General features: G+C 71.8%; 20 protein-coding genes and 1 pseudogene. 5 read left to right on the plus strand and 16 right to left on the minus strand.

What is annotated here, in order from left to right; all coding sequences use genetic code 11:
* The 4 genes and pseudogenes from AC2CHG_RS16215 to AC2CHG_RS16230 all read right to left on the minus strand — a co-directional run.
* Nucleotides 1-419 (minus strand): annotated as a pseudogene (locus AC2CHG_RS16215) (CDP-alcohol phosphatidyltransferase family protein); the annotation flags it as partial.
* Nucleotides 416-1,159 carry an ABC transporter ATP-binding protein gene (locus AC2CHG_RS16220; RefSeq protein WP_013283732.1) on the minus strand — a complete coding sequence of 248 codons (744 nt, stop codon included), beginning with the start codon at nt 1,157-1,159 and terminating at the stop codon, nt 416-418. The gene AC2CHG_RS16220 and the pseudogene AC2CHG_RS16215, both read right to left, overlap by 4 nt.
* Complete coding sequence (locus AC2CHG_RS16225) at nt 1,160-1,987, minus strand: ABC transporter permease (RefSeq protein ID WP_484525041.1); 828 nt, start codon at nt 1,985-1,987, stop codon at nt 1,160-1,162.
* A gap of 65 nt (nt 1,988-2,052) precedes the next feature.
* A complete protein-coding gene (locus AC2CHG_RS16230; RefSeq protein WP_484525042.1) occupies nt 2,053-3,423 on the minus strand; it encodes an L-serine ammonia-lyase in 1,371 nt (456 codons plus the stop codon).
* A gap of 696 nt (nt 3,424-4,119) precedes the next feature.
* Here AC2CHG_RS16230 and AC2CHG_RS16235 point away from each other — a divergent pair.
* Nucleotides 4,120-4,323 (plus strand): PspC domain-containing protein, encoded by a 204-nt coding sequence (locus AC2CHG_RS16235; RefSeq protein WP_135242981.1) that lies wholly within the window; start codon nt 4,120-4,122, stop codon nt 4,321-4,323.
* An 85-nt stretch (nt 4,324-4,408) separates the two neighbouring features.
* Here AC2CHG_RS16235 and AC2CHG_RS16240 read toward each other — a convergent pair whose 3' ends face one another.
* From AC2CHG_RS16240 to pdxH, 7 genes are all read right to left on the minus strand, one after another.
* Complete coding sequence (locus AC2CHG_RS16240) at nt 4,409-5,179, minus strand: DUF4230 domain-containing protein (protein ID WP_262015402.1); 771 nt, start codon at nt 5,177-5,179, stop codon at nt 4,409-4,411.
* 99 nt (nt 5,180-5,278) lie between these two features.
* Nucleotides 5,279-6,439: an acyl-CoA dehydrogenase family protein gene (locus AC2CHG_RS16245; protein WP_484525043.1), complete on the minus strand. Its 1,161-nt coding sequence runs from the start codon at nt 6,437-6,439 to the stop codon at nt 5,279-5,281.
* A gap of 31 nt (nt 6,440-6,470) precedes the next feature.
* Nucleotides 6,471-6,776, minus strand: coding sequence for a type II toxin-antitoxin system VapB family antitoxin (locus AC2CHG_RS16250; RefSeq protein WP_013283726.1), 306 nt, complete (start codon nt 6,774-6,776; stop codon nt 6,471-6,473).
* Nucleotides 6,777-6,829: 53 nt separating this feature from the next.
* Entirely contained in the window at nt 6,830-7,432 is a 603-nt protein-coding gene (locus tag AC2CHG_RS16255; protein WP_262015400.1) for a nitroreductase family protein, read from the minus strand.
* A gap of 2 nt (nt 7,433-7,434) precedes the next feature.
* Entirely contained in the window at nt 7,435-8,361 is a 927-nt protein-coding gene (locus AC2CHG_RS16260; protein ID WP_366618314.1) for an aldose 1-epimerase family protein, read from the minus strand.
* A gap of 16 nt (nt 8,362-8,377) precedes the next feature.
* Nucleotides 8,378-9,670 (minus strand): MFS transporter, encoded by a 1,293-nt coding sequence (locus AC2CHG_RS16265; protein WP_484525044.1) that lies wholly within the window; start codon nt 9,668-9,670, stop codon nt 8,378-8,380.
* On the minus strand, nt 9,667-10,296 hold the full coding sequence (gene pdxH / locus AC2CHG_RS16270; RefSeq protein WP_484525052.1) for a pyridoxamine 5'-phosphate oxidase: 630 nt from the start codon (nt 10,294-10,296) through the stop codon (nt 9,667-9,669). The genes AC2CHG_RS16265 and pdxH overlap by 4 nt, the downstream gene beginning before the upstream one ends.
* A gap of 273 nt (nt 10,297-10,569) precedes the next feature.
* Between pdxH and AC2CHG_RS16275 the strand changes: the two genes are divergently transcribed.
* From AC2CHG_RS16275 to AC2CHG_RS16290, 4 genes are all read left to right on the plus strand, one after another.
* On the plus strand, nt 10,570-11,676 hold the full coding sequence (locus tag AC2CHG_RS16275) for a citrate synthase 2 (RefSeq protein WP_484525045.1): 1,107 nt from the start codon (nt 10,570-10,572) through the stop codon (nt 11,674-11,676).
* Nucleotides 11,677-11,927: 251 nt separating this feature from the next.
* Nucleotides 11,928-13,055, plus strand: coding sequence for a phosphoserine transaminase (serC, locus tag AC2CHG_RS16280; RefSeq protein ID WP_463840028.1), 1,128 nt, complete (start codon nt 11,928-11,930; stop codon nt 13,053-13,055).
* Between the two features lie 191 nt (nt 13,056-13,246).
* Complete coding sequence (gene sepH, locus AC2CHG_RS16285) at nt 13,247-14,335, plus strand: septation protein SepH (RefSeq protein ID WP_484525046.1); 1,089 nt, start codon at nt 13,247-13,249, stop codon at nt 14,333-14,335.
* 62 nt (nt 14,336-14,397) lie between these two features.
* The gene (locus AC2CHG_RS16290) at nt 14,398-15,384 is read left to right on the plus strand and encodes an aldo/keto reductase (RefSeq protein WP_366618319.1); all 987 of its coding nucleotides are present in this window, start codon (nt 14,398-14,400) and stop codon (nt 15,382-15,384) included.
* A gap of 126 nt (nt 15,385-15,510) precedes the next feature.
* Here AC2CHG_RS16290 and thpR read toward each other — a convergent pair whose 3' ends face one another.
* The 5 genes from thpR to AC2CHG_RS16315 all read right to left on the minus strand — a co-directional run bounded on the left by thpR (nt 15,511) and on the right by AC2CHG_RS16315 (nt 20,000).
* Complete coding sequence (thpR, locus tag AC2CHG_RS16295) at nt 15,511-16,062, minus strand: RNA 2',3'-cyclic phosphodiesterase (protein WP_484525047.1); 552 nt, start codon at nt 16,060-16,062, stop codon at nt 15,511-15,513.
* A 4-nt stretch (nt 16,063-16,066) separates the two neighbouring features.
* Nucleotides 16,067-16,576, minus strand: coding sequence for a hypothetical protein (locus tag AC2CHG_RS16300; RefSeq protein ID WP_484525048.1), 510 nt, complete (start codon nt 16,574-16,576; stop codon nt 16,067-16,069).
* 76 nt (nt 16,577-16,652) lie between these two features.
* Entirely contained in the window at nt 16,653-17,939 is a 1,287-nt protein-coding gene (locus AC2CHG_RS16305) for an MFS transporter (RefSeq protein ID WP_366618325.1), read from the minus strand.
* Nucleotides 17,940-18,007: 68 nt separating this feature from the next.
* Nucleotides 18,008-18,457, minus strand: coding sequence for a MarR family winged helix-turn-helix transcriptional regulator (locus AC2CHG_RS16310; protein ID WP_030274920.1), 450 nt, complete (start codon nt 18,455-18,457; stop codon nt 18,008-18,010).
* A gap of 61 nt (nt 18,458-18,518) precedes the next feature.
* On the minus strand, nt 18,519-20,000 hold the full coding sequence (locus AC2CHG_RS16315) for an NCS2 family permease (RefSeq protein ID WP_355512420.1): 1,482 nt from the start codon (nt 19,998-20,000) through the stop codon (nt 18,519-18,521).
* Nucleotides 20,001-20,016: the final 16 nt, after the last annotated feature.

Here is a 20,016-nt window from a genome sequence, read left to right on the forward strand (position 1 = left end):
GCGTCGGCGAGCGCGGGCAGGTCGGCCGCGCCCACCCGCAGCGCGCCACCGAACACGCCGCTCGGGTCGGCGGCGCCGACCTCGACCACCTGCCCGCGCTCCTCGCGCACCGTGGCCTGCCCGGGAGCGGGCGGATCGGTGAGCACCAGCGCCACCGTCGGCCCCACCGGGCTGGTCGCGAGGTGCTTGAGTACGGCGGTGTGCGCCACCAGGTCAGCGCCGCTCACCAGCACCGGCCCGGTCGCGCCGGCCACCAGGTCGGCCAGCTCGGTCAGGTCGGCGGCAATACGCACGTCGTCCGCCCCGGCCCGGCGCCACTGCGCGGCCAGCCGCTCGGTGAGTGGTTCCCCGGCAGGTCGGCCGGGTTCGGTGAGGTGGCCCGCCGCCGGGTCGGCGGCGAGCACGATCGCGAGCGTCACCGCTTCGCCGCGTCGGCGTAGGCCGCCAGCGCCTCGTCGATCGTCCCGTCGACGATCAGCCGTCCGGCGTCGAGGTACAGCCCCCGACGGCAGAACCGGGTGAGGTCCTTGTCGTTGTGTGACACCAGCACCAGCGTGCGCCCTTCCGCGAGAAGTCGCTCGATGGTCGCATAGCACTTCGCGCGGAACTCCGCGTCCCCGACCGCTGTCACCTCGTCCACAAGCAGCACCGGGTGCGGCAGGTGCGCGATCACCGCGAAACCCAGCCGCACCTTCATCCCCGACGAGTAGTGCCGCACCGACGTGTCGATGGCGCGTTCCACCTGCTCACCGGCGAACGAGACGATCTCGTCGAAGTGTTCCCGCAGGTACGCCGACGACAGCCCGTGCAGCCCGCCCACCAGGTAGAGGTTCTCCCGCCCGGTCAGGTCGCCGGAGAACCCGGCGGACAGTTCGAGCAGCGGCGCCACCCGGCCGTGCACCCGGATCGAGCCCTCGTCCGGGATGAGCACACCGGCGATCAGCCGCAGCAGCGTGCTCTTGCCGGTGCCGTTGCGCCCCACCACGCCCACCGTCTCGCCCGGCTCGACCCGGAACGACAGGTCACGCAGCGGCCAGAACCGGCCCGCGTCCGGGTCACGGGCGCCCCGGTGCACGATCAGCTCCCGCAGCCGCAGCTGACGGCGCCGGTTGCGGACGAACCGGATGCCGAGCCCGTCCGCCTCGATGATCGGCGCCATTCAGAGTTCCTTCAGCACTGCCGGTTCGAGGCGGTGGAACGCCCACCAGCCCAGCGCCAGCACCAGCACGCTGCCGGACACCGTGACGGTGAGCAGCCGGGCGTCGGGGAACTCGTCCGGATACCAGACCGCGTGGTGCAGCTGGAAGATCCCGACCAGCGGGTTCAGCTCGTACCCGATCTTGAGCCAGCCCGGCATGCCCGACTCCCGCACCAGGTCGAGCGGATAGATGATCGGGGTCGCGTAGAACAGCAGCCGGATGACCAGCCGCATCGTGCGCTCGATGTCGCGCATCAGCACGTTGCCCGCCGACAGCAGCAACGCCAGACCCACCAGCAGCACGAACTGCACCGCCACCGCCAGCGGCAGGGCGAGCAGGCTCCAGCCGGGGCGGATCTTCCCCTGGCTCGCGTAGATCGCCGCGACGGCGGCCAGGATCGGCAACCCGGCCAGGTACTCGGCGAACCGGCCGGCGACCCGCCCGATCGGGAAGATCGGCCGGGGCAGGTTCATCGTGGTGATCAGCCGGGACTGCCCGGTGAGCGCGTTAGCGGCCTCGGTCAGCGCCGAACTCGCCCACATCCAGGCGAAGATGCCGGTGATCAGGAACAGCGGGTACGACCCGGCCGCCTCGCCCAGGTGCCGCCGGGTCGCGCCGGAGTAGAGCACGCCGAAGACGAACCAGTAGATCAGGCCCATGCCGAGCGGCTCGATCAGCGACCAGAAGTAGCCCAGCACCGACTGCTGGTACTTCACCGCGAGATCCCGGCGGACCAGGATGCGCAGCGAGGTGCGGGCGGACCAGAGCGCCGCGACGCCTGACGTCACCGCACCATCGTCGCGCCATCCGTCGCGGCCCCGGCCCGGGCACGCGCCGGATCACCCCAACGGGGTCAGCACTCGATCACGTTGACGGCGAGGCCGCCCCGCGCGGTCTCCTTGTACTTGACCTTCATGTCCGCGCCGGTCTCCCGCATGGTCTTGATGACCTTGTCCAGCGACACGTGGTGCACCCCGTCGCCCCGCAACGCCAACCGGGCCGCGGTGATCGCCTTGATGCTCGCCACCGCGTTGCGCTCGATGCACGGGATCTGCACCAGGCCGCCCACCGGGTCGCAGGTCAGCCCCAGGTTGTGCTCCATGCCGATCTCGGCGGCGTTCTCCACCTGCTCCGGCGTACCACCCAGCGCCTCGGCCAGCCCGGCCGCCGCCATCGAACACGCCGAACCCACCTCGCCCTGGCAGCCCACCTCGGCCCCGGAGATCGACGCGTTCTCCTTGAACAGCACGCCGATCGCACCCGCCGCCAGCAGGAACCGGACCACGCCCTCCTCGGAGGCACCCGGCACGAACCGGGTGTAGTAGTGCAGCACGGCCGGGATGATCCCGGCGGCGCCGTTCGTCGGCGCGGTGACCACCCGCCCGCCGGCCGCGTTCTCCTCGTTGACCGCCAGCGCGAACAACGTCACCCAGTCCATCGCGCGCAGCGGATCCCCGCTGCCGGTCTCCGCCTCCAGGCCGCGCCGCATCTCCGCCGCGCGCCGCCGGACCTTCAACCCGCCCGGGAGTACGCCGTCACGGGTGCAGCCGCTCTCCACGCACTCGCGCATCACCCGCCAGATCTCCAGCAGCCCCGCCCGCACGTCCGCCTCGCTGCGCCAGGACAACTCGTTGGCGAGCATCACCTCGCTGATCGACAGCCCGGTGCCGGTGGTGACCTTGAGCAGTTCCGCGCCGGTGAGGAACGGGTGCTTCACCCGGGTGGTGTCCGCCTTGATCCGGTCCGCCCCGGCCGCCGCCTCGTCCACCACGAACCCGCCACCCACCGAGTAGTACGTGCGCGTCCGCACCTCGTTCCCGGCCGCGTCGTACGCCCCGAACGTCATCCCGTTCGGGTGGTACGGCAACGAGCGCCGGCGATGCAGCACCAGATCCGTGTCCGGGTCGAAGTCGATCCCCTGGCTGCCGAACAGGTCCAGCCGCCGCTGCGTACGGATCCGCTCCACACGCGGCCCCACCGAGTCGGTGTCGACAGTCTCCGGGACCTCACCCTCCAGCCCCAGCAGCACCGCCCGGTCACTGCCGTGCCCGTGCCCGGTCGCGCCGAGCGAACCGAACAGCTCCGCCCGTACCCGCGCCACGTCGGCGAGCTGCCCGTCGGCCTTCAGGCCCGCCACGAACGTACGGGCGGCCCGCATCGGCCCGACGGTGTGCGAGCTGGACGGCCCGATACCGACGCTGAAAAGATCGAAAACACTGATCATGTGCTGTTTCCTCGCCGTCGTCCCCGTTGTGCGGATCCGAGCCGGTGCGTAGGTGCCGCGCCCGCCGGGCGGGTAGACGGCCGACGCCCGGGGTGGGGGCGCCCGACCGGCGAGCCTACCTCGCCCCCGTGAATACCCGCCCCCACTCCGCCACATACCCGCCCCGCCGCCCCCTCCCACCCCCGCCCGCCCCCTCCCGCCCCGCCCCTCCCTATCGATCTTGGAGTTGTGGCGCCCAGGATGCCCGATTAATGCCATTCGCGAGGTGCCACAACTCCAAGATCGACGCATCTATCCCCGCTCCCGGCGAGATCTTGGAAGCAAATGGCCCTCATGGGGGCCTTTTCCTACCAAGATCTCCACTGATCCCACTCCACGGAACGCCTGTCTCGCGAGGCGGAACGCGCTCGACGCAGCGGTCCAGCCGAACGCCCCGCCACCCCACCAATCCCGCGATCTTGCAGTTGCGGCCCTCAGAAAGGGTGCGAATGGGGCAGAACATGGGCCGCAACTGCAAGATCGCGTAAGCGGAGCGGGGAGCGGGGGGCGGGGCGGGGGTGCGTTGGTGGGGAGGGGCCGGGGTAAGCACCTACGGGTGCCCGGGTCGCCGATCCTCCTCGGGGCTGAGGGCGCGGCGCGTACCCCTTTCTACCGTGGAATCAGCGCGGCGGATCGCCGCAGAAGTGGGAGACGACGATGAGTCGCAAACTGGTCCGGCCCCGCCAGGGGCGCATGATCGCCGGTGTCTGCGCCGGCCTGGGGCAGCGGTTCGGCATGTCGGCCGGCATGGTCCGGCTGCTGTTCCTGCTGTCGCTGCTGCTGCCCGGCACGCAGGTCATCATCTACCTGGTCCTGTGGGTTCTGATGCCGAACGAGGACCGCTACCTCGCCACCCGCTGACGCGACACGAGCCGGGACGCCGGCACACACGCGACGCGACCGCCCCGGATCCTCGGGGCGGGCGCGCGGCGTCAGAGCAGGGATGTCAGGGTGCCGCGTAGGTGACAGTCACCTTCTCGTAGCCGAGGGAGCGCAGCAGCCCTTCGAGCATCTTGCGGGTGTTCTCCTCGGCCCGGGCGGTGAGGCCGCTGTCCCGGGCGGCAGCGGTGATCCGGTCCTCGGCGAGCTTGTAGACCTGCTGCTGCCGGTTCGGGTCGCCGGCCACCAGGTCGTTGAGCCGGTTGATCAGGCCGCGCTGCTCGGCGAACACGTAGCTCTTGTCCATGTCCAGATCGGTTTCGCCGAGCTGCGGCGCGGGCAGCTTGATCTCGGCGGACTTGCCGTCCTCGGAGACCACCACGGCACCGTCGGCGATCTTCGTGAAGTCGACGTACGCCTCGACCCGGCCCGCCCCGACGAACAGCGTGCGCTCGTTGAGCAGGAAGTCGGGCACGTTGCGCCTGTCGTTCTGCACGTCCACCACGACCTGGAAGTTGCCCTCGGCGGCGACGTAGCGGCTCAGGTCACGGATCGACTTGAGCAGCGGCGGCTGGCTGCGGTCGGTCTGCTCCTTGGCGAACGGGTTACGGAAGTCGGGCAGCAGACCGGTGGCCTGCACGCCGAGCAGCACCACGACCGCCAGCGCCGCCGCGCCGAGCACCCAGAGCAGGCCGCGCGCCGCACCGCCGCCCGACGCCGGGGCGCCCGGACCGGGATCCGGATCGGGCGAACCCTCCGCCCGGTCGCGAAGGGACTCGCTGGTGGGGTAGTCCGGGAACTCCCGGGTGGGCTCGTTGATGTCACCGTCGCGGGCCATCGCCCTCACCGTCCTCGTCCGACACATCGACTGACAATGACGGTACGGCCACCGTGCGACAGTCGCTCGCCGAGCGCCTCGATCGGGTGAAACCGCAGGTCAGGCGAACGCGGACAGGCCCGTGAGCCGCTGGCCGATGACGAGCTGGTGGATCTCGGAGGTGCCCTCGTAGGTGAGCACGCTCTCCAGGTTGTTGGCGTGCCGCATCACCGGGTACTCCCCCGACACGCCGTTGGCGCCGAGGATCGTGCGGCACTGCCGGGCGATGGCGAGGGCCTCGCGGACGTTGTTCAGCTTGCCCACGCTCACCTGGTGGGGCCGCAGCGAGCCGGCGTCGGCGAGGCGGCCCAGGTGCAGCGCGAGCAGCATCCCCTTGTTCCACTCCACCGCCATGTCGGCGAGCTTGGCCTGGGTGAGCTGGAAACCGGCGAGCGGGCGGCCGAACTGGGTGCGTGTGGTCGCGTACTCCAGGGCCGTCTCCAGGCAGTCGCGGGCCGCGCCCAGCGCGCCCCAGACGATGCCGTGCCGGGCCTCGGTCAGGCACCCCAGCGGCGCCTTGAGCCCGATCGCCTCGGGCAGTCGCGCGTCGGCCGGCAGCCGGACGTCGTCGAGCGCGATCTCGCCGGTCAGTGACGCGCGCAGCGACATCTTCTGCCGGATCTCGCGCGCCGTCACCCCCGGCGTGTCCATGGGTACGGCGAAGCCGCGTACCCCGTCGTCGGTACGCGCCCAGATCACGCCCACGTCGGCGATCGGCGCGTTGGTGATCCACAGCTTGCTGCCGTTGAGGATCCAGTCGTCGCCGTCGCGGCGGGCCCGGGTGGCCATCGAGGCGGGGTCGGAGCCGTGGTCGGGTTCGGTGAGCCCGAAGCAGCCGATCGCCTCGCCGGCCGCCATCGCGGGCAGCCAGCGTTGCTTCTGCTCCTCGCTGCCGAAGCGCCAGATGGCGTACATGGCCAGCGATCCCTGCACCGAGACCAGGGACCGGACGCCGGAGTCGCCGGCCTCCAGTTCCAGGCAGGCCAGCCCGTACGCGACGGCGGAGGCGCCGGCGCAGCCGTATCCGGTCAGGTGCATGCCGAGCAGGCCGAGCTTGCCGAACTCGCGGGCCAGTTCGCGGGCCGGGACCTGGCCGTCCTCGTACCAGCCGGCGACGTGCGGGCGTACCCGGTCGGTCACGAGCCGGCGCACGACGGCGCGGATCTGCCGCTCCTCGTCGCTGAGCGACGCATCGATGTCGAGCAGGTCGAGAGGAGTCATGGCGTCACCTTAACCAAGCCTCAGGGAGGCGTCACTCGCCCTGGTCACCGAGCACGAGCACCCGCGCGTGGATCTGGTTTCGCTGCTGGAGCGCCGCGCGCAGCGCCCGGTGCAGGCCGTCCTCCAGGTAGAGGCCGCCGTTCCACTGGACGACGTGCGGGAAGAGGTCGCCGTAGAAGGTGGAGTCCTCCGCGAGCAGCTTGTCCAGCGCGAGTTCGCGCTTGGTGGTGATGAGCTGGTCAAGCCGCAGCGGGCGCGGCGGAATCTCAGCCCACTGCTTCAGCGTGAGGTTGTGCTCCGGGTAGGGACGCCCGTCCCGGACCGCCCTGAAGATCACGGCGTGCTCTCCTCCCCAGGCCAGGCTGACAATGTGGATGTCAGCCTAACCGCTCAGGTCCACCGTCCCCGCCGCACCACATCCTGCACCGGACGACGCCCTCGGCGCAGCGACGGTGACCGGTGGTCGACAGCTCGGTAACCTACTGTGATCGCACCGATCGGGTGCAGTTCCGGCGGTACCCCGAACGCGTCCCGGTACGCCCCGATGCGCTGCGGCGGGATGCCGAAGAAGCAGGCGCCCAGCCCTTCGTCCACGGCGGTGAGCAGCATCAGCAGCGCCGCGAAACCGGTGTCCACGTACCAGTAGGGCACCGGCCAGCGGTCCTCGTCGCGGTCCGCCCAGCCCTTGTCCGCCTCGGCGTAGCGGTCCAGGTAGGCGTCGCGGTTGGCGTGCGGCACCACGATCAGCGGCGCCCGGCGCATCCCGGCCAGCCAGCGTTCCCGGCCGCCGCCACCGGGCGTGGTGGCGGCCCAGAACCGTTCCCGGTCCTCGGGTTCCTCCAGCACCAGGAAGCCCCAGCCCTGCGAGAACCCGGCCGACGGGGCCCGGACGGCGTGGTCGAGCAGCCGGTCCACCACCTCCGGCGGCACCGGCCGGTCGGGGTCGTAGTTGCGTACCATCCGGCGGCGCCGGACGACCTCGGCGAACTCCACGCTCAGACCTCCGGGCGGACGCCCCAGGCGCCCCGCCAGGTCTGCCCCGGCTCCAGCATGATCAGGTCCTTGCCGGAGCGGAACGCGTCCGGCGGGCAGGTCATCGGCTCCACCGCCACGGACCGGCGGTGCCGTTCCCCGCCGAGGGTGTCGCCGGTGAACACCTGCCACCAGCCGAACTCGCGGTCCGCCCAGATCCGCAGCCCGGACGAGCCGTCCGGCGCGCCGAGCACCACCGCCGAGCCGCCGTCGGCGTCCCGCTCGACGTCACCGAACGCGGTGTCGAGGACCAGGTCGCCGATCGGGCGCGGGCTGGTGAAGTCGAACTCGGAGCCGGTCACCTCGGCGGCGGCGACCGGCAGCAGGCGGCTGTCCACCAGCACCCGCCGCCGGGCCGGCAGATGCAGCCGCAGCTCGTCCACGCCGACCTTCGGCAGTTGCAGGTAGGGGTGGACGGAGAAGCCGAACGGCGCGGGCTCGTCGGAGAGGTTCGTCGCCTCGTGCTCGGCCCGCAGGCCGTCCGGGCCGACGCTCCACCGGGCCCGCATCCGCAGCGCCCACGGGTAGCCGGGGCTCGGCGGCAGGTCGTAGCCGATGGTCACGCTGTCGGACGACTGCTCGATCGGCTGCCACCGCACCCAGTTCACCAGGCCGTGCAGGGCGTTGTGCCGCTCCGGCTCGGTGAGGTCGAGCTGAAACGACCGCTCCCCGACCGTGTAGACGCCGTCCCGGATACGGTTCGGCCAGGGCGCCAGCACCTGCCCGGCCGACCCGGGGCAGACCTCGTCCTCGGCGTACCCGTCGAGGTGGTCCACACCGTCGTAGCGGTAGGCCCGCAGCCCGCCGCCCACCTCGACCACGACGGCCTCGTGGCCGTCGGCCGCGATGGTCCACTGTGCACCGGACGGTGGCTGCGTGTCGATCCCCATGTCGGCGACCCTACCGTCAGCGGCGCTCCTCGGCGGGGGTGGTCGAGCGATAGCGCAGCAGCGCCGGGAACGCCACCACCAGCAGCACCGCGAGTACGGCGGCGGCCAGACCGCCACCGACCATGGCGAAGCCGGTGCCGAAACCGGCGGCCATCGCACCGGCCCGCAAGTCACCCAGGCGCGGGCCGCCGGCCACCACGACCGTGTTCACGCCCTGGAGGCGGCCCCGCATCCGGTCCGGCGCGTAGACCAGCAGCATCGACTGGCGCAGCGTGGCGCTGACCAGGTCGGCGGCGCCGGCGACGCCCAGCAGCACCACTGCCACCCACAACTGGCCGGCCAGCCCGGCGAGCGCGATCGCCACGCCCCAGCCGACCACCGCCACGGTGAGCGCGAGGCCCTGGCGGCGGACCCGGCCGATCCACCCGGAGGTCAGGCCGCCCAGCATCGCGCCGATGGCGATGGAGCTGTAGAGCCAGCCCACCGCCGAGGCACCGCCGAAGCGTTCCTGCGCCAGCTCCGGGAACAGCGCCCGCGGCATGGCCAGGATCATCGCGATCAGGTCGATGGCGAAGGAGAGCAGCAGCACCCGCGTGGTGGCCAGGTAACGGAAGCCGTCGACGATGCTGGCGAACCCGGCCTTGCGGACGCCGCCGTCCGGGTCCGGCGTGGGCGGCATCGCGGGCAGCCGCAGCGTGGCCCAGAGCGCCGCCGTGTACAGCAGCGCGTCCGCCGCGTACGCGATGGGCAGCGCCACCCCGACCTGCCAGGCGGCGAAGATCAGGCCGGCGGCGAGCGGGCCGAAGACGGCGGCGGCGGTGAACGTGGTGAAGTTCAGCGTGGTGGCCGCCGGGACCAGCTCGGCCGGCACGAGCCGGGGCAGGATCGCGCTGCGGGCCGGCGAGGTGATCGCGAAGGCGGTCGACTGGAGGGCGACGAGCAGCAGGAGCAGCAGCGGGCTGCGCACGCCGGCCAGCGACTGCACCAGCAGCCCGAGCGTCGAGGCCCAGAGCACGCAGCCGCCGACGAGCAGCACCCGGCGGCGGTCCCGGGCGTCGGCGACCGCGCCGCCCCACAACCCGAAGAGCAGCAACGGTACGAAGCCCGCGATGCCGAGCAGACCGACCCAGAGCGAGCCGCCGGTCAGGTCGAACATCTCCACCGGCACCGCCACGGCGGTGAACTGGAAGCCGAACATGGCGATCGCGTTGCCGGTCCAGACCCGCCGGTACGCGGGCACGCGCAGCGGGCGCAGGTCGATCGCCCAGCGGCGCGCACCCCGCCGCCGGGCCTGCGTGACGTCGGTCACGGTGCGAGCCGCTCGACGACGAAGACCCCGTCCCCGGTACGCCGGAAGCGCAGCCGGTCGTGCAGTCGGCTGGCCCGGCCCTGCCAGAACTCGACGGTCTCCGGACGGACCCGGAACCCGCCCCAGTGCGGCGGCGCGGGGATCGGGTCCACGTCGGCGAACCGCTCGGCCGCCGCCCGGTACGCCTCGTCGAGCGCGGCCCGGTCCGGCACCACTGCCGACTGGGCGCTGGCCCACGCCCCGAGCTGCGAGCCGCGCGGCCGGCCGGCGAAGTACGCCTCGGTCTCGGCCCGGTCCACCTGCTCGACCCGGCCGGTCACCGTCACCTGCCGCTGCATCGGGAACCACGGGAACACCAGGCTGGCCCACGGGTTGCCGGTCGCCTCGGTGCCCTTGCGCGAACCGTGGTTGGTGTAGAAGACGAAGCCCTCCGGGTCGTACCCCTTGAGCAGCACGGTGCGCCCGCTGGGCCGGCCCCGGTCGTCGGCGGTGCCGAGCACCATCGCGTTCGGCTCCGGCAGCGGATGGGCCACCGCGTCGGCGAACCAGCGGGCGAACTGGGTGTGCCAGTCCGGCGCCAGGTCCGTCTCGGTCAGGCCCAGGTCGGCGGCGTACTCGTTACGCATGCCGGCCGGGGCGGGTGTGTCGCCTGTCACTGTGGTTGTCCCTCTCCCGGGCGTGCCGGCGTCCCCCGACGCTGGCCAGGCCCCGGTACCCAGTCTTCTCCCTCTCTCACCGACGTCCAGCGGCGGGGATGTCGCGTGGCGCACAGTGGCTGTGGGTCGCGCAGCTTGTTACCCAGCGGGCAAGATGTTCCGAACCACATCCCTGAAGGGTCGCCTGAGCTGCGGGGCTCGATCAGCCCGCCCGGGCGCGCCGAGCCGAAGCCAGGAGACGACATGTCCGATTTCAAACCGGGCCTGGAGGGCGTCGTAGCCTTCGAGACCGAGATCGCCGAACCCGACCGCGCGGGGGGTTCACTGCGCTACCGGGGCGTGGACATCGAGGACCTGATCGGCCAGGTCTCGTTCGGCAACGTCTGGGCGCTGCTGGTGGACGGCCGGTTCGGCCCGGGCCTGCCGCCGGCCGAGCCGTTCCCGGTGCCGGTGCACTCCGGTGACATCCGCGTCGACGTGCAGTCCGCGGTCGCCATGCTCGCGCCGTACTGGGGGCTCAGCCAGCTTCTCGACATCTCCGACGAGCAGGCCCGTGAGGACCTGGCCCGGGTGTCGGTCACCGCGCTGTCCTTCGTCGCCCAGTCGGCGCGCGGCCTGGGCCTGCCGGCCGTGCCGCAGAAGGAGATCGACAAGGCGGAGACCATCGTCGAGCGGTTCATGAAGCGCTGGCGGGGTGAGCCCGACCCGCGGCACGTCAAGGCCGTCGACGCGTACTTCATCTCGGCCGCCGAGCACGGCCTGAACGCCTCCACCTTCACCGCCCGGATCGTCGCCTCCACCGGCGCGGACGCCGCGGCCTGCATCTCCTCCGGCATCGGCGCGCTCTCCGGCCCGCTGCACGGCGGCGCACCGTCCCGGGTGCTCAGCATGCTGGAGGCGGTCGAGCGCAGCGGCGACGCCGACGGGTACGTCAAGGGCGTCCTCGACCGGGGCGAGCGGCTGATGGGCTTCGGCCACCGGGTCTACCGGGCCGAGGACCCGCGCGCCCGCGTGCTGCGGCGTACCGCCAAGGATCTGGGCGCGCCCCGCTTCGAGGTCGCCGAGGCGCTGGAGAAGGCCGCGCTGGCCGAACTCCAGGCCCGCCGCCCGGACCGCGTCCTCGCCACCAACGTCGAGTTCTGGTCGGCGGTGGTGCTGGACTTCGCCGAGGTGCCGGCGCACATGTTCACCTCGATGTTCACCTGCGCCCGGATGGGCGGCTGGTCGGCGCACATCCTGGAGCAGAAGAAGCTGCAGCGGCTGGTCCGGCCGTCGGCCACGTACGTCGGCCACGGCCCGCGCAAGCCGCAGCAGGTCGAGGGCTGGGACGCCATCCCGCACGGCGTCTGACGTCTCGCCCGGAGCCCCGTTCCCCGTGCGGTGGAGCGGGGCTCCGGCATTTCCGGGGCCGGCACGCCGGGCGTGTGGCGGACGCCTCACCGACCGGGGTGGGACAGCCCGCCGGACGTGCCCGGGCAGGTGCGAGGATGGCCGTGGCAGTGTCGCCGGAACGGGCTCGGACGCCGCCCGCCGCCACGCGGCAGGACATCGTCCGCGCCTGCCAGCTCACCTCTCGCCCATGCGGAAGGATCTTCAAGACCGTGGCTGACGCACCGACCATCCGGATTCCCGACGAGATCAGGCCCGCCGACGGACGATTCGGCTGCGGCCCGTCCAAGGTCCGTCCGGCCGCGGTCTCCGCCCTCTCCGACGTCGCCACCAGCTACCTGGGCACGTCGCACCGGCAGAAGACGGTCCGCGACCAGGTGTCCCGGCTGCGCCGCGGCCTGGCCGAGTTCTTCTCCCTGCCCGAGGGGTACGAGGTGGTGCTCGGCAACGGCGGCACCACCGCGTTCTGGGAGGTCGCCACGTTCGGCCTGATCCGCGACCGGGCCCAGTTCGCCAGCTTCGGCGAGTTCGGTGCCAAGTTCGCCAAGTCGGTCTCCGACGCGCCGTTCCTCGGTGAGCCGACGGTGCGCAAGTCCGACGCGGGCAGCGCCCCGTCGCTGGTGGCCGAGGCCGGCGTGGACGTCTACGCCACCCCGCACAACGAGACCTCCACCGGTGTCGCGGTGCCGATCAGCCGGGTCGCGGGCGCCGACGAGGGCTCGCTGCTGCTGGTCGACGCCACCTCCGGCGCGGGCGGCCTGGACGTGGACGTCGCCCAGACCGACGTCTACTACTTCGCGCCGCAGAAGTGCTTCGGCTCCGACGGCGGGCTCTGGCTGGCCCTGATGTCGCCGGCCGCGCTGGCCCGGGCCACCGAGGTCAAGGAGTCCGGCCGCTACATCCCGGCCTTCCTCGACCTGGTCACCGCGATCGACAACTCGCGGCTGGAGCAGACGTACAACACCCCGGCGCTGGCGACCATCTTCCTGGCCGCGGAGCAGACCGACTGGATGAACTCCCAGGGCGGGCTGGCCTGGGCGGCCAAGCGCACCGCCGAGAGCGCCGGCATCGTGTACGGCTGGGCCGAGCGCTCGTCGTTCGCCACGCCGTTCGTGTCGGACCCGGCCCTGCGGTCCAACGTGGTCGCCACCATCGACTTCGCCGACGAGGTGGACGCGACGGCGATCGCCAAGGCGCTGCGCGCCAACGGCATCGTCGACACCGAGCCGTACCGCAAGCTGGGCCGCAACCAGCTGCGGGTGGCACTGTTCCCGGCCGTCGAGCCGGCCGACGTCGAGGCGCTCACCGCGTCCATCGACTACGTGGTAGAGCGACTCTGATCACGTCGTCACGGTACGTGGCCGTCGGGGCTTCGGCGGCCACCCACCGTGATCGTTACCGCAGCTCAGTCACGACATGCCGGGGTGTCGCAGTCCCCATCGGCGGGTAGATGAGCGTACGGTGGTGCGAGACGCCCGGGTGGCCGGCTCCCGTGGCGTGACGGCCAGCGAAGCGGGACGGAGGCAAGCCCATGCGCCCAGTACGCTTCGTCGCCCTCTCCGAGGACGGCCAGGCCCTGGTGCTCGCCGACGAGGTGGGGCGCCTGCTGGCGCTGCCCATCGACGAGCGGATCGCGTCGGCGCTGCACGCCGAGCCGGGCGCCCCACCGCTCGCGGTGGTGCCGAGCGCCACCGACCCGACGCCGTCGCTGTCCCCACGGGACATCCAGGCCCGGATCCGGTCCGGCGAGTCCGCGGAGGACGTCGCCCGCATCGCCGGTGTGCCCGTCGACCGGGTGCTGCGCTACGCCGGTCCGGTGCTCCAGGAGCGGGCCATGCTCGCCCAGCACGCCCGCCGCACCCGGCTCAAGGGCGCGGAGAAGCCGACCCCGCTGGCCGAGGTCGTCAACGGCCGGCTGGCCCAGCACGGCATCGACACCGAGAAGATCTCGTGGGACGCCTACCGCCGCGACGACGGCACCTGGCGGATCATCGCGACCTGGCCGTCCGGCAAGGCCACCGCGCAGGCGGTGTGGGATCTGGACAAGACCCGGCAGAACGTCGCCCCGCACGACGACATGGCGCAATACCTGTGCGCCGAGCGGCCCACGCCGATCCTCGGCCAGGAGCCGGCGCCGGAGCGGGGCGGTCACGCGCTGCCCGGTCCGTCGCGCGGCGAGCCGAGCCGGGGTGGACACGGCCTGCCGGCCGCCTCCGAGCACGCCCGTCCGGGGCGTGACCCGATCCGCGCCGGCCGGGACGCGCTGCTCGCCTCGCTGGACCGTCCGCTCGGCGGCACGTCCGGGCGTGGTCTCGACACCCGCTCCCCGGCCGCGCTGGCCGGGCAGGAGGCGCCCCGTCAGCGGGCCGTCGCCGGTGGTGCCGCCGCGCTGCTCGGTGGTGGGCAGGGTTCGGCCTTCGACGACGACTCGGACGCGCCGAAGGAGATCCCGGCCGTACCCTCGCTGGCCGTGCTGCGGCCCCGCCGCACCGGCCCCGCGGCGGCGACCGGCGGTGCGGCCGCCGAGTCCAGCGAGGCCGGTGGCAAGCCGCGTAAGCGGCTGCCGAGCTGGGACGACGTGCTGTTCGGCACCGGCCCGGCGGCCCGCGAATCCTCCTGATCCACACTCCACCCTGGCTCGTTGAGAGGGCACTCTAAGTGCCGGCGTGCCAGGGTGGAGTCATGGAGTACACGAACCTGGGACGCACCGGCCTGTCCGTGAGCCGACTCTGCCTCGGCACGATGAACTTCGGCCCGCAGACCGACGAGCCGGACAGTTTCGCCATCATGGACCGGGCGCTCGAACACGGGATCAACTTCTTCGACACCGCAAACGTCTACGGCTGGAAGCTCGGTGAGGGCGTCACCGAGCAGATCGTCGGCCGCTGGTTCGCGCAGGGCGGCGGGCGGCGCGACAAGGTCGTCCTCGCCACCAAGGTGTACGGCAAGATGGGCGAGTGGCCCAACGAGCAGGGCCTGAGCGCCCGGCACATCATCCGGGCCTGCGAGGACTCGCTGCGCCGGCTCCAGACCGACACGATCGACCTCTACCAGATGCACCACATCTCCCGGACCACGCCGTGGGAGGAGATCTGGCAGGCGATGGAGACGCTCGTCGCCCAGGGCAAGGTGATCTACGTCGGCTCGTCCAACTTCGCCGGCTGGCACATCGCGCAGGCGCAGGCCGCGGCCGGCAGGCGCAACTTCCTCGGGCTCGTCTCCGAGCAGTGCATCTACAACCTGCTGACCCGCCACGTCGAACTGGAGGTCGTGCCGGCCGCGCAGCACTACGGGCTGGGCATCATCCCCTGGTCGCCGCTGCACGGCGGGCTGCTCTCCGGCATCATCCGCAAGATGGCCGAGGGCAGCGCGGCGCGCGGCACCAGCGGCCGCTCGGCCGACGCGCTGGCCGAGCACCGGAACACCATCGAGGCGTACGAGAAGCTCTGCGCCGACCTCGGCCACGACCCGGCGGATGTGGCGCTGGCGTGGCTGCTGTCCCGGCCGGGCGTGACCGCCCCGATCGTCGGCCCGCGCACGATGGACCAGCTCGACCGCAACCTCGGCGCCCTCGACGTCCAGCTGGACGAGTCGACGCTGACCCGCCTCGACGAGCTGTTCCCGCCGGTGGGCAACGGCGGCCCCGGCCCCGAGGCCTGGGCCTGGTAACCCCCGCCCCGCCCTCTCCCCTCCCCCGCCCTGTTGATCTTGCAGTTTGTGCCTCAACTCGGGGCGGTTCGGGTGTTTTTCCCGGGCACAAAGTGCAAGATCGCGGGAGAGGGGGCGAGGGCGGCGCTAGAGGGGCCAGGTGGTGACTCGGGTGTGGCGGGTGGGCGGGCCGGGGTGGCTGTGGACCAGGGTCAGGCGGTCGGCGGGCCACTCCGGGCCGGTGTAGTCGGCCAGGGTCGCCAGGTCGGCGCGGAGGTCGGACTCGGGCACCCGATCGCCGGGGCGGGCGATGGTCAGGTGCGCCCGGAACGGCTTGTCGTCGCACGGCAGCCCGGCCTCGCGCAGCCCGCCGCGGATCGACCGGGCGAGCGCGTCGAGCACCTCCACCTCGCCGCGCACGTCGACCCAGAGCACAGTGGACCGGCCCGCACCGAAGCAGCCGCCACCGGAAAGGCGCAGCAGTGGGCAGCGAACCGTCCGGGCGGCCCAGGCGAGCGCGTGCTTCACATCGGCCAGCCGGTCGTCCGGCACTTCGCCGAGGAAGGCGAGCGTGAGGTGCAGGTTCGCCGGGTCGGCCAGGCGGGCGTGGCGAGCGGACGCGACCCGCAGGCCCTTCATCCGGGCGGTCAGGTCGGCGACCGCCACGGCAGGCGGGTAGATCGCCGCGAAGAGACGCACCCGGTCAGCGGTGTCGCTGGTGGTGCGCGGCGCGGGCGGCCGGCAGGGTCAGCCCGGCGGCGTGCAGCAACCCTTCGACGCGTACCCGTTCGATCTCCCGGTCGACGCCGTCCAGCTCGGTCAGGTGTTCGGCGATGCCGAGCGCGTGGCAGGCGGCGCGCAGCCGTTCGTCGTACGCCTCGATGACCGCGCCGTGCCACACCACGCTGCGGTCGGCGGCGGCGAGCCGGTGGCCGCCGAGCCGGCGCAGGTCGGTGGCGAGTTGTTCCAGCGGACGGCGGCCGTCCTTGTCGAACTCGGTGAGGTCGATGTCGCGGGTCAGCGCCTCGGCCTCGATGGCCCGGTCGAGCCGCGCGATGGTACGGCGTTCCCGCCGCTGCTCCCGCCACTCGGCCCACCCGCACGCGACCCGGTCGATGATCTCGTCAGCGCAGAACAGCAGCGCGAACAGCGCGGGCAAGCAGCAGACGGCGAGGATCGCCAGCGCCAGCAGCAGTCCCTGCCCCACTTCCACACATCGACGCTAAGCCCTGCCGCACCGGCCCGCCACCCGTTTGGGTAATCGGGCCGGTACGACCGGCTATCGAGGGCTACTTCGCCCCGGGCGACACCACGTAGAAGCGGGGCATCGGCAGCACCCGCATGCGCAGCCGGGCGCCGGAGCGGCGCAGCTGCCAGGTGAGCGCCAGCAGCGCGGCGGTGAGCGAGATCAGGCCGCCGGCCCAGATGCTCGCGCCCGCGCCGTACTTCTCGGCGACCCAGCCGATCAGCGGCGCGCCGACCGGGTTGGTGCCCAGGAACACCAGCACCCACAGCGCCATCACCCGTCCCCGGAAGGAGGCGTCAACGCCGAGCTGCACGCGCTGGTTGGCGGCCTGGGCGAAGTAGATCATGAAGAACCCGGCGGGCAGTAGCAGCGTCACGACCAGCCAGTACGCCGGGGCGAGCCCGACGAGCGTGCCGAAGACCGCGCAGCCGATCGCGGCACCGAGCACGAGCCAGACCGAGGGCCGGCTGCGCCGTCCGGTGCCGGCCAGCGCCCCGACCAGCGCGCCGGCCGCGAGGGCGGTGCTGAACAGGCCGAACGAGGCGGCGCCGGTGTTGAACACGGTCTTCGCGAGCGCGGCGAGGGTGAGCTGGAAGTTGAACAGGCTCATCCCGATCACCGACATGAGGACCATCGGCAGCAGGATGTCGGGGCGGCGTGCCACGTACCGGAGGCCGTCGACCACCCGGGCCTGGTCGCGCTCACCGACCGGCGGCAGGTCCTTGCGGTGCAGCTCGTCGGTACGCATCCGGACCACGTTCACCAGCGGGGCGATCGAGCTGAGCGCGGTGACCAGGAAGACCGGGCCGACGTCGACGACGGCGATGGCCAGGCCGGCGACGGCGGGGCCGACGATCCGGGCGGAGTTGAACACTGCTGCGTTGAGCGAGAGCGCGTTCGGCAGCAGCGGCATGCCGACCAGCTCGGAGACGAACGCCTGGCGGACCGGCGTCTCGACCGCGTTGGAGACGCCGAGCAGGGCGGCGAACGTGAAGACGTGCCAGAGCTGCACCAGGCCGGTGAGGACCAGGATGCTCATGGCCAGCGCGAGCACGGTCCAGAACGCGTTGGCGACGAAGAGCAGCATCCGCTTGTCGTAGCGGTCGGCGAGCCGGCCGGACAGCAGCGTGAGCAGGAGTACGGGGGTGAACTGCAACGCGGTGACCACGCCGAGCGCGGTCGCGGAGTTGTCGCTGAGCTCGAGGACGAGCCAGTCCTGGGCGATGAACATCATCCAGACGCCGATCAGTTTGATCAGCTGCCCGGTGGCGAAGAGTCGATAGTTGCGGACTCGTAGGGACTGGAACATCGTGCTCAGCTTGGCCTGCACTCTAGGTGCGCCTCCTTGCGTCGGTACGCTTCATCCACAGCTGACGAAGCGAACCGCGGGCGGCGGTGTCAGGCGCGAGCGATGCCCTGGAGGATGTCCGCTGCACGCCGTAGCGTCTCGCGTTCGTCCTCGGTCAGCGCGGCCAGCCGGGTGGCCAGCCACTCGTTGCGGGCCCGCTCGAACTGGTCGAGTACGGCCCTTCCCCCTTCGGTCGCCGCCAGGATGACCTGCCGTCCGTCGGTCGGATGGGGGGTGCGCTGCACGAGGCCGCGCTCCTCCAACTTCGCGACGATCTTCGTCATCGTGGGCGGCTGCACCCGTTCGACATCAGCGAGTTCCCGTGGCGTGAGGGCGCCCGCCAGATTGAGGCTGGTGAGCGCCGACAGCTGGGTGACCGTGAGGTCGCCGACCGGCCGGGCCTGTCGGACCCGCCGGTTGAGCCGGGTGATCGCATCTCGCAGCTGAGGAGCCAGCTGCGCCGGTGGCACGCGTTTCGCCGTCACCGTCCGCTCCGTCACACTAGTTAGCTTAACTAATGAGCCTGGCTAACGACATGCGTTATGACCAGGCTCACCAGCGTCAGAGCAACACGGACTCGACCGGCCCGCGCAGGAAGTACACGATGAACAGCACGGCGACGCCGTACAGGAGCGGGTGGACCTCCCGAGCCTTACCCTTCGCCACCTTCAGCAGCACGAAGCTGATCACGCCGGCCCCGATGCCGTTCGAGATCGAATAGGTGAACGGCATCAGCGCGATGGTGAGGAACGCCGGGATGGCGATCTCGTAGTCGGTCCAGTCGATCGTGCGGACCGCCGTCATCATCAGGAAACCGACCACCACCAGCGCCGTCGACGCGGCCTCGAACGGCACGATCAGCGACAGCGGCGCCAGGAACATGGCAAGCAGGAACAACGCACCGGTGACCAGGTTGGCCACGCCGGTCCGGGCACCCTCCGCGACGCCTGCGGCGCTCTCGATGTACGACGTGTTGCTGGACACCGAGGCGGCACCACCCGCGGCGGCGGCGATCGAGTCGACGAGCAGGATCTCCTTGGCCTTCGGCGGGGTGCCCGTCTCGTCGAGCATGTCCCCTTCCTGGCCGATCGCGACCATCGTGCCCATGGTGTCGAAGAAGTCCGTGATGAGCAGCGTGAAGATGAACATCAGCGGCACCAGCCAGCCGACCCGGCTCCACGAGTTCAGCACGTTGAACTGGCCCAGCAACGACAGGTCAGGCAGGTCCACGATCTGCTTGGGCAGTTCGGGCACGTTCAGCGCCCAGCCCTTCGGGTTCGGCTTGCCGTCGACGAAGGACGGGCCGATGTTGGCGATCGCCTCGACCACGATGGCCAGCACGGTGGAGGCCAGGATGCCGATCAGGATCGCGCCCCGGACCCGGCGTACCACCAGGACCAGCGTGATCAGCAGGCCGACCACGAAGACGAGCATCGGCCAGCTGACGATCTTGCCGTTGATGCCCAGGCCGACCGGCACGGTGGAGTTCGCGGCGTCCGGCACCCGCCGGACGAAGCCGGCGTCGACCAGGCCGATGATGGTCAGGAACAGACCGATGCCGACGCCGATCGCGGTCTTGAGCTGCGTCGGCACCGAGCGGAACACCGCGGTACGCAGGCCGGTGAGCACCAGGATGCCGATCAGCACACCCTCGATGACCACAAGGCCCATCGCGTCCGCCCAGGTCATCTGGGGCGCGATCTCGTACGCGACGAGCGCGTTCACACCCAGGCCGGCCGCGAGCGCGATCGGGAACCGGGCCACCACGCCCATCAGGATGGTCATCAGGCCGGCGACCAGGGCGGTCGCCGCGGCGAGCGCCGGAATCGCAAGCGAACGGCCGTCGCCGTCCTTCCCGCTGCCCAGGATCAGCGGGTTCAACACCACGATGTACGCCATCGTGAAGAACGTGGCGAAGCCGCCTCGCAGCTCCCGGCTCAGCGTGGACCCGCGTGCCGAGATCAGGAAGTAGCGGTCGAAGGCGTTACGTGGATGTGCGGGATCGGGCGGAGTGCCGTGATCCGGCGGCGGGGCAATGGACATGGTTCCTCATCTGGTC

Source organism: Micromonospora sp. ATLC20 (genome assembly GCF_057196585.1).

Coding starts and splice junctions, on each gene's coding strand:
- AC2CHG_RS16220 (WP_013283732.1), bottom strand. CDS start 1,159: ATGGCGCCGATCATCGAGGCGGACGGGCTCGGCATCCGGTTCGTCCGC.
- AC2CHG_RS16230 (WP_484525042.1), bottom strand. CDS start 3,423: ATGATCAGTGTTTTCGATCTTTTCAGCGTCGGTATCGGGCCGTCCAGC.
- AC2CHG_RS16235 (WP_135242981.1), top strand. CDS start 4,120: ATGAGTCGCAAACTGGTCCGGCCCCGCCAGGGGCGCATGATCGCCGGT.
- AC2CHG_RS16240 (WP_262015402.1), bottom strand. CDS start 5,179: ATGGCCCGCGACGGTGACATCAACGAGCCCACCCGGGAGTTCCCGGAC.
- AC2CHG_RS16245 (WP_484525043.1), bottom strand. CDS start 6,439: ATGACTCCTCTCGACCTGCTCGACATCGATGCGTCGCTCAGCGACGAG.
- AC2CHG_RS16260 (WP_366618314.1), bottom strand. CDS start 8,361: ATGGGGATCGACACGCAGCCACCGTCCGGTGCACAGTGGACCATCGCG.
- pdxH (WP_484525052.1), bottom strand. CDS start 10,296: ATGCGTAACGAGTACGCCGCCGACCTGGGCCTGACCGAGACGGACCTG.
- AC2CHG_RS16275 (WP_484525045.1), top strand. CDS start 10,570: ATGTCCGATTTCAAACCGGGCCTGGAGGGCGTCGTAGCCTTCGAGACC.
- sepH (WP_484525046.1), top strand. CDS start 13,247: ATGCGCCCAGTACGCTTCGTCGCCCTCTCCGAGGACGGCCAGGCCCTG.
- AC2CHG_RS16290 (WP_366618319.1), top strand. CDS start 14,398: ATGGAGTACACGAACCTGGGACGCACCGGCCTGTCCGTGAGCCGACTC.
- AC2CHG_RS16315 (WP_355512420.1), bottom strand. CDS start 20,000: ATGTCCATTGCCCCGCCGCCGGATCACGGCACTCCGCCCGATCCCGCA.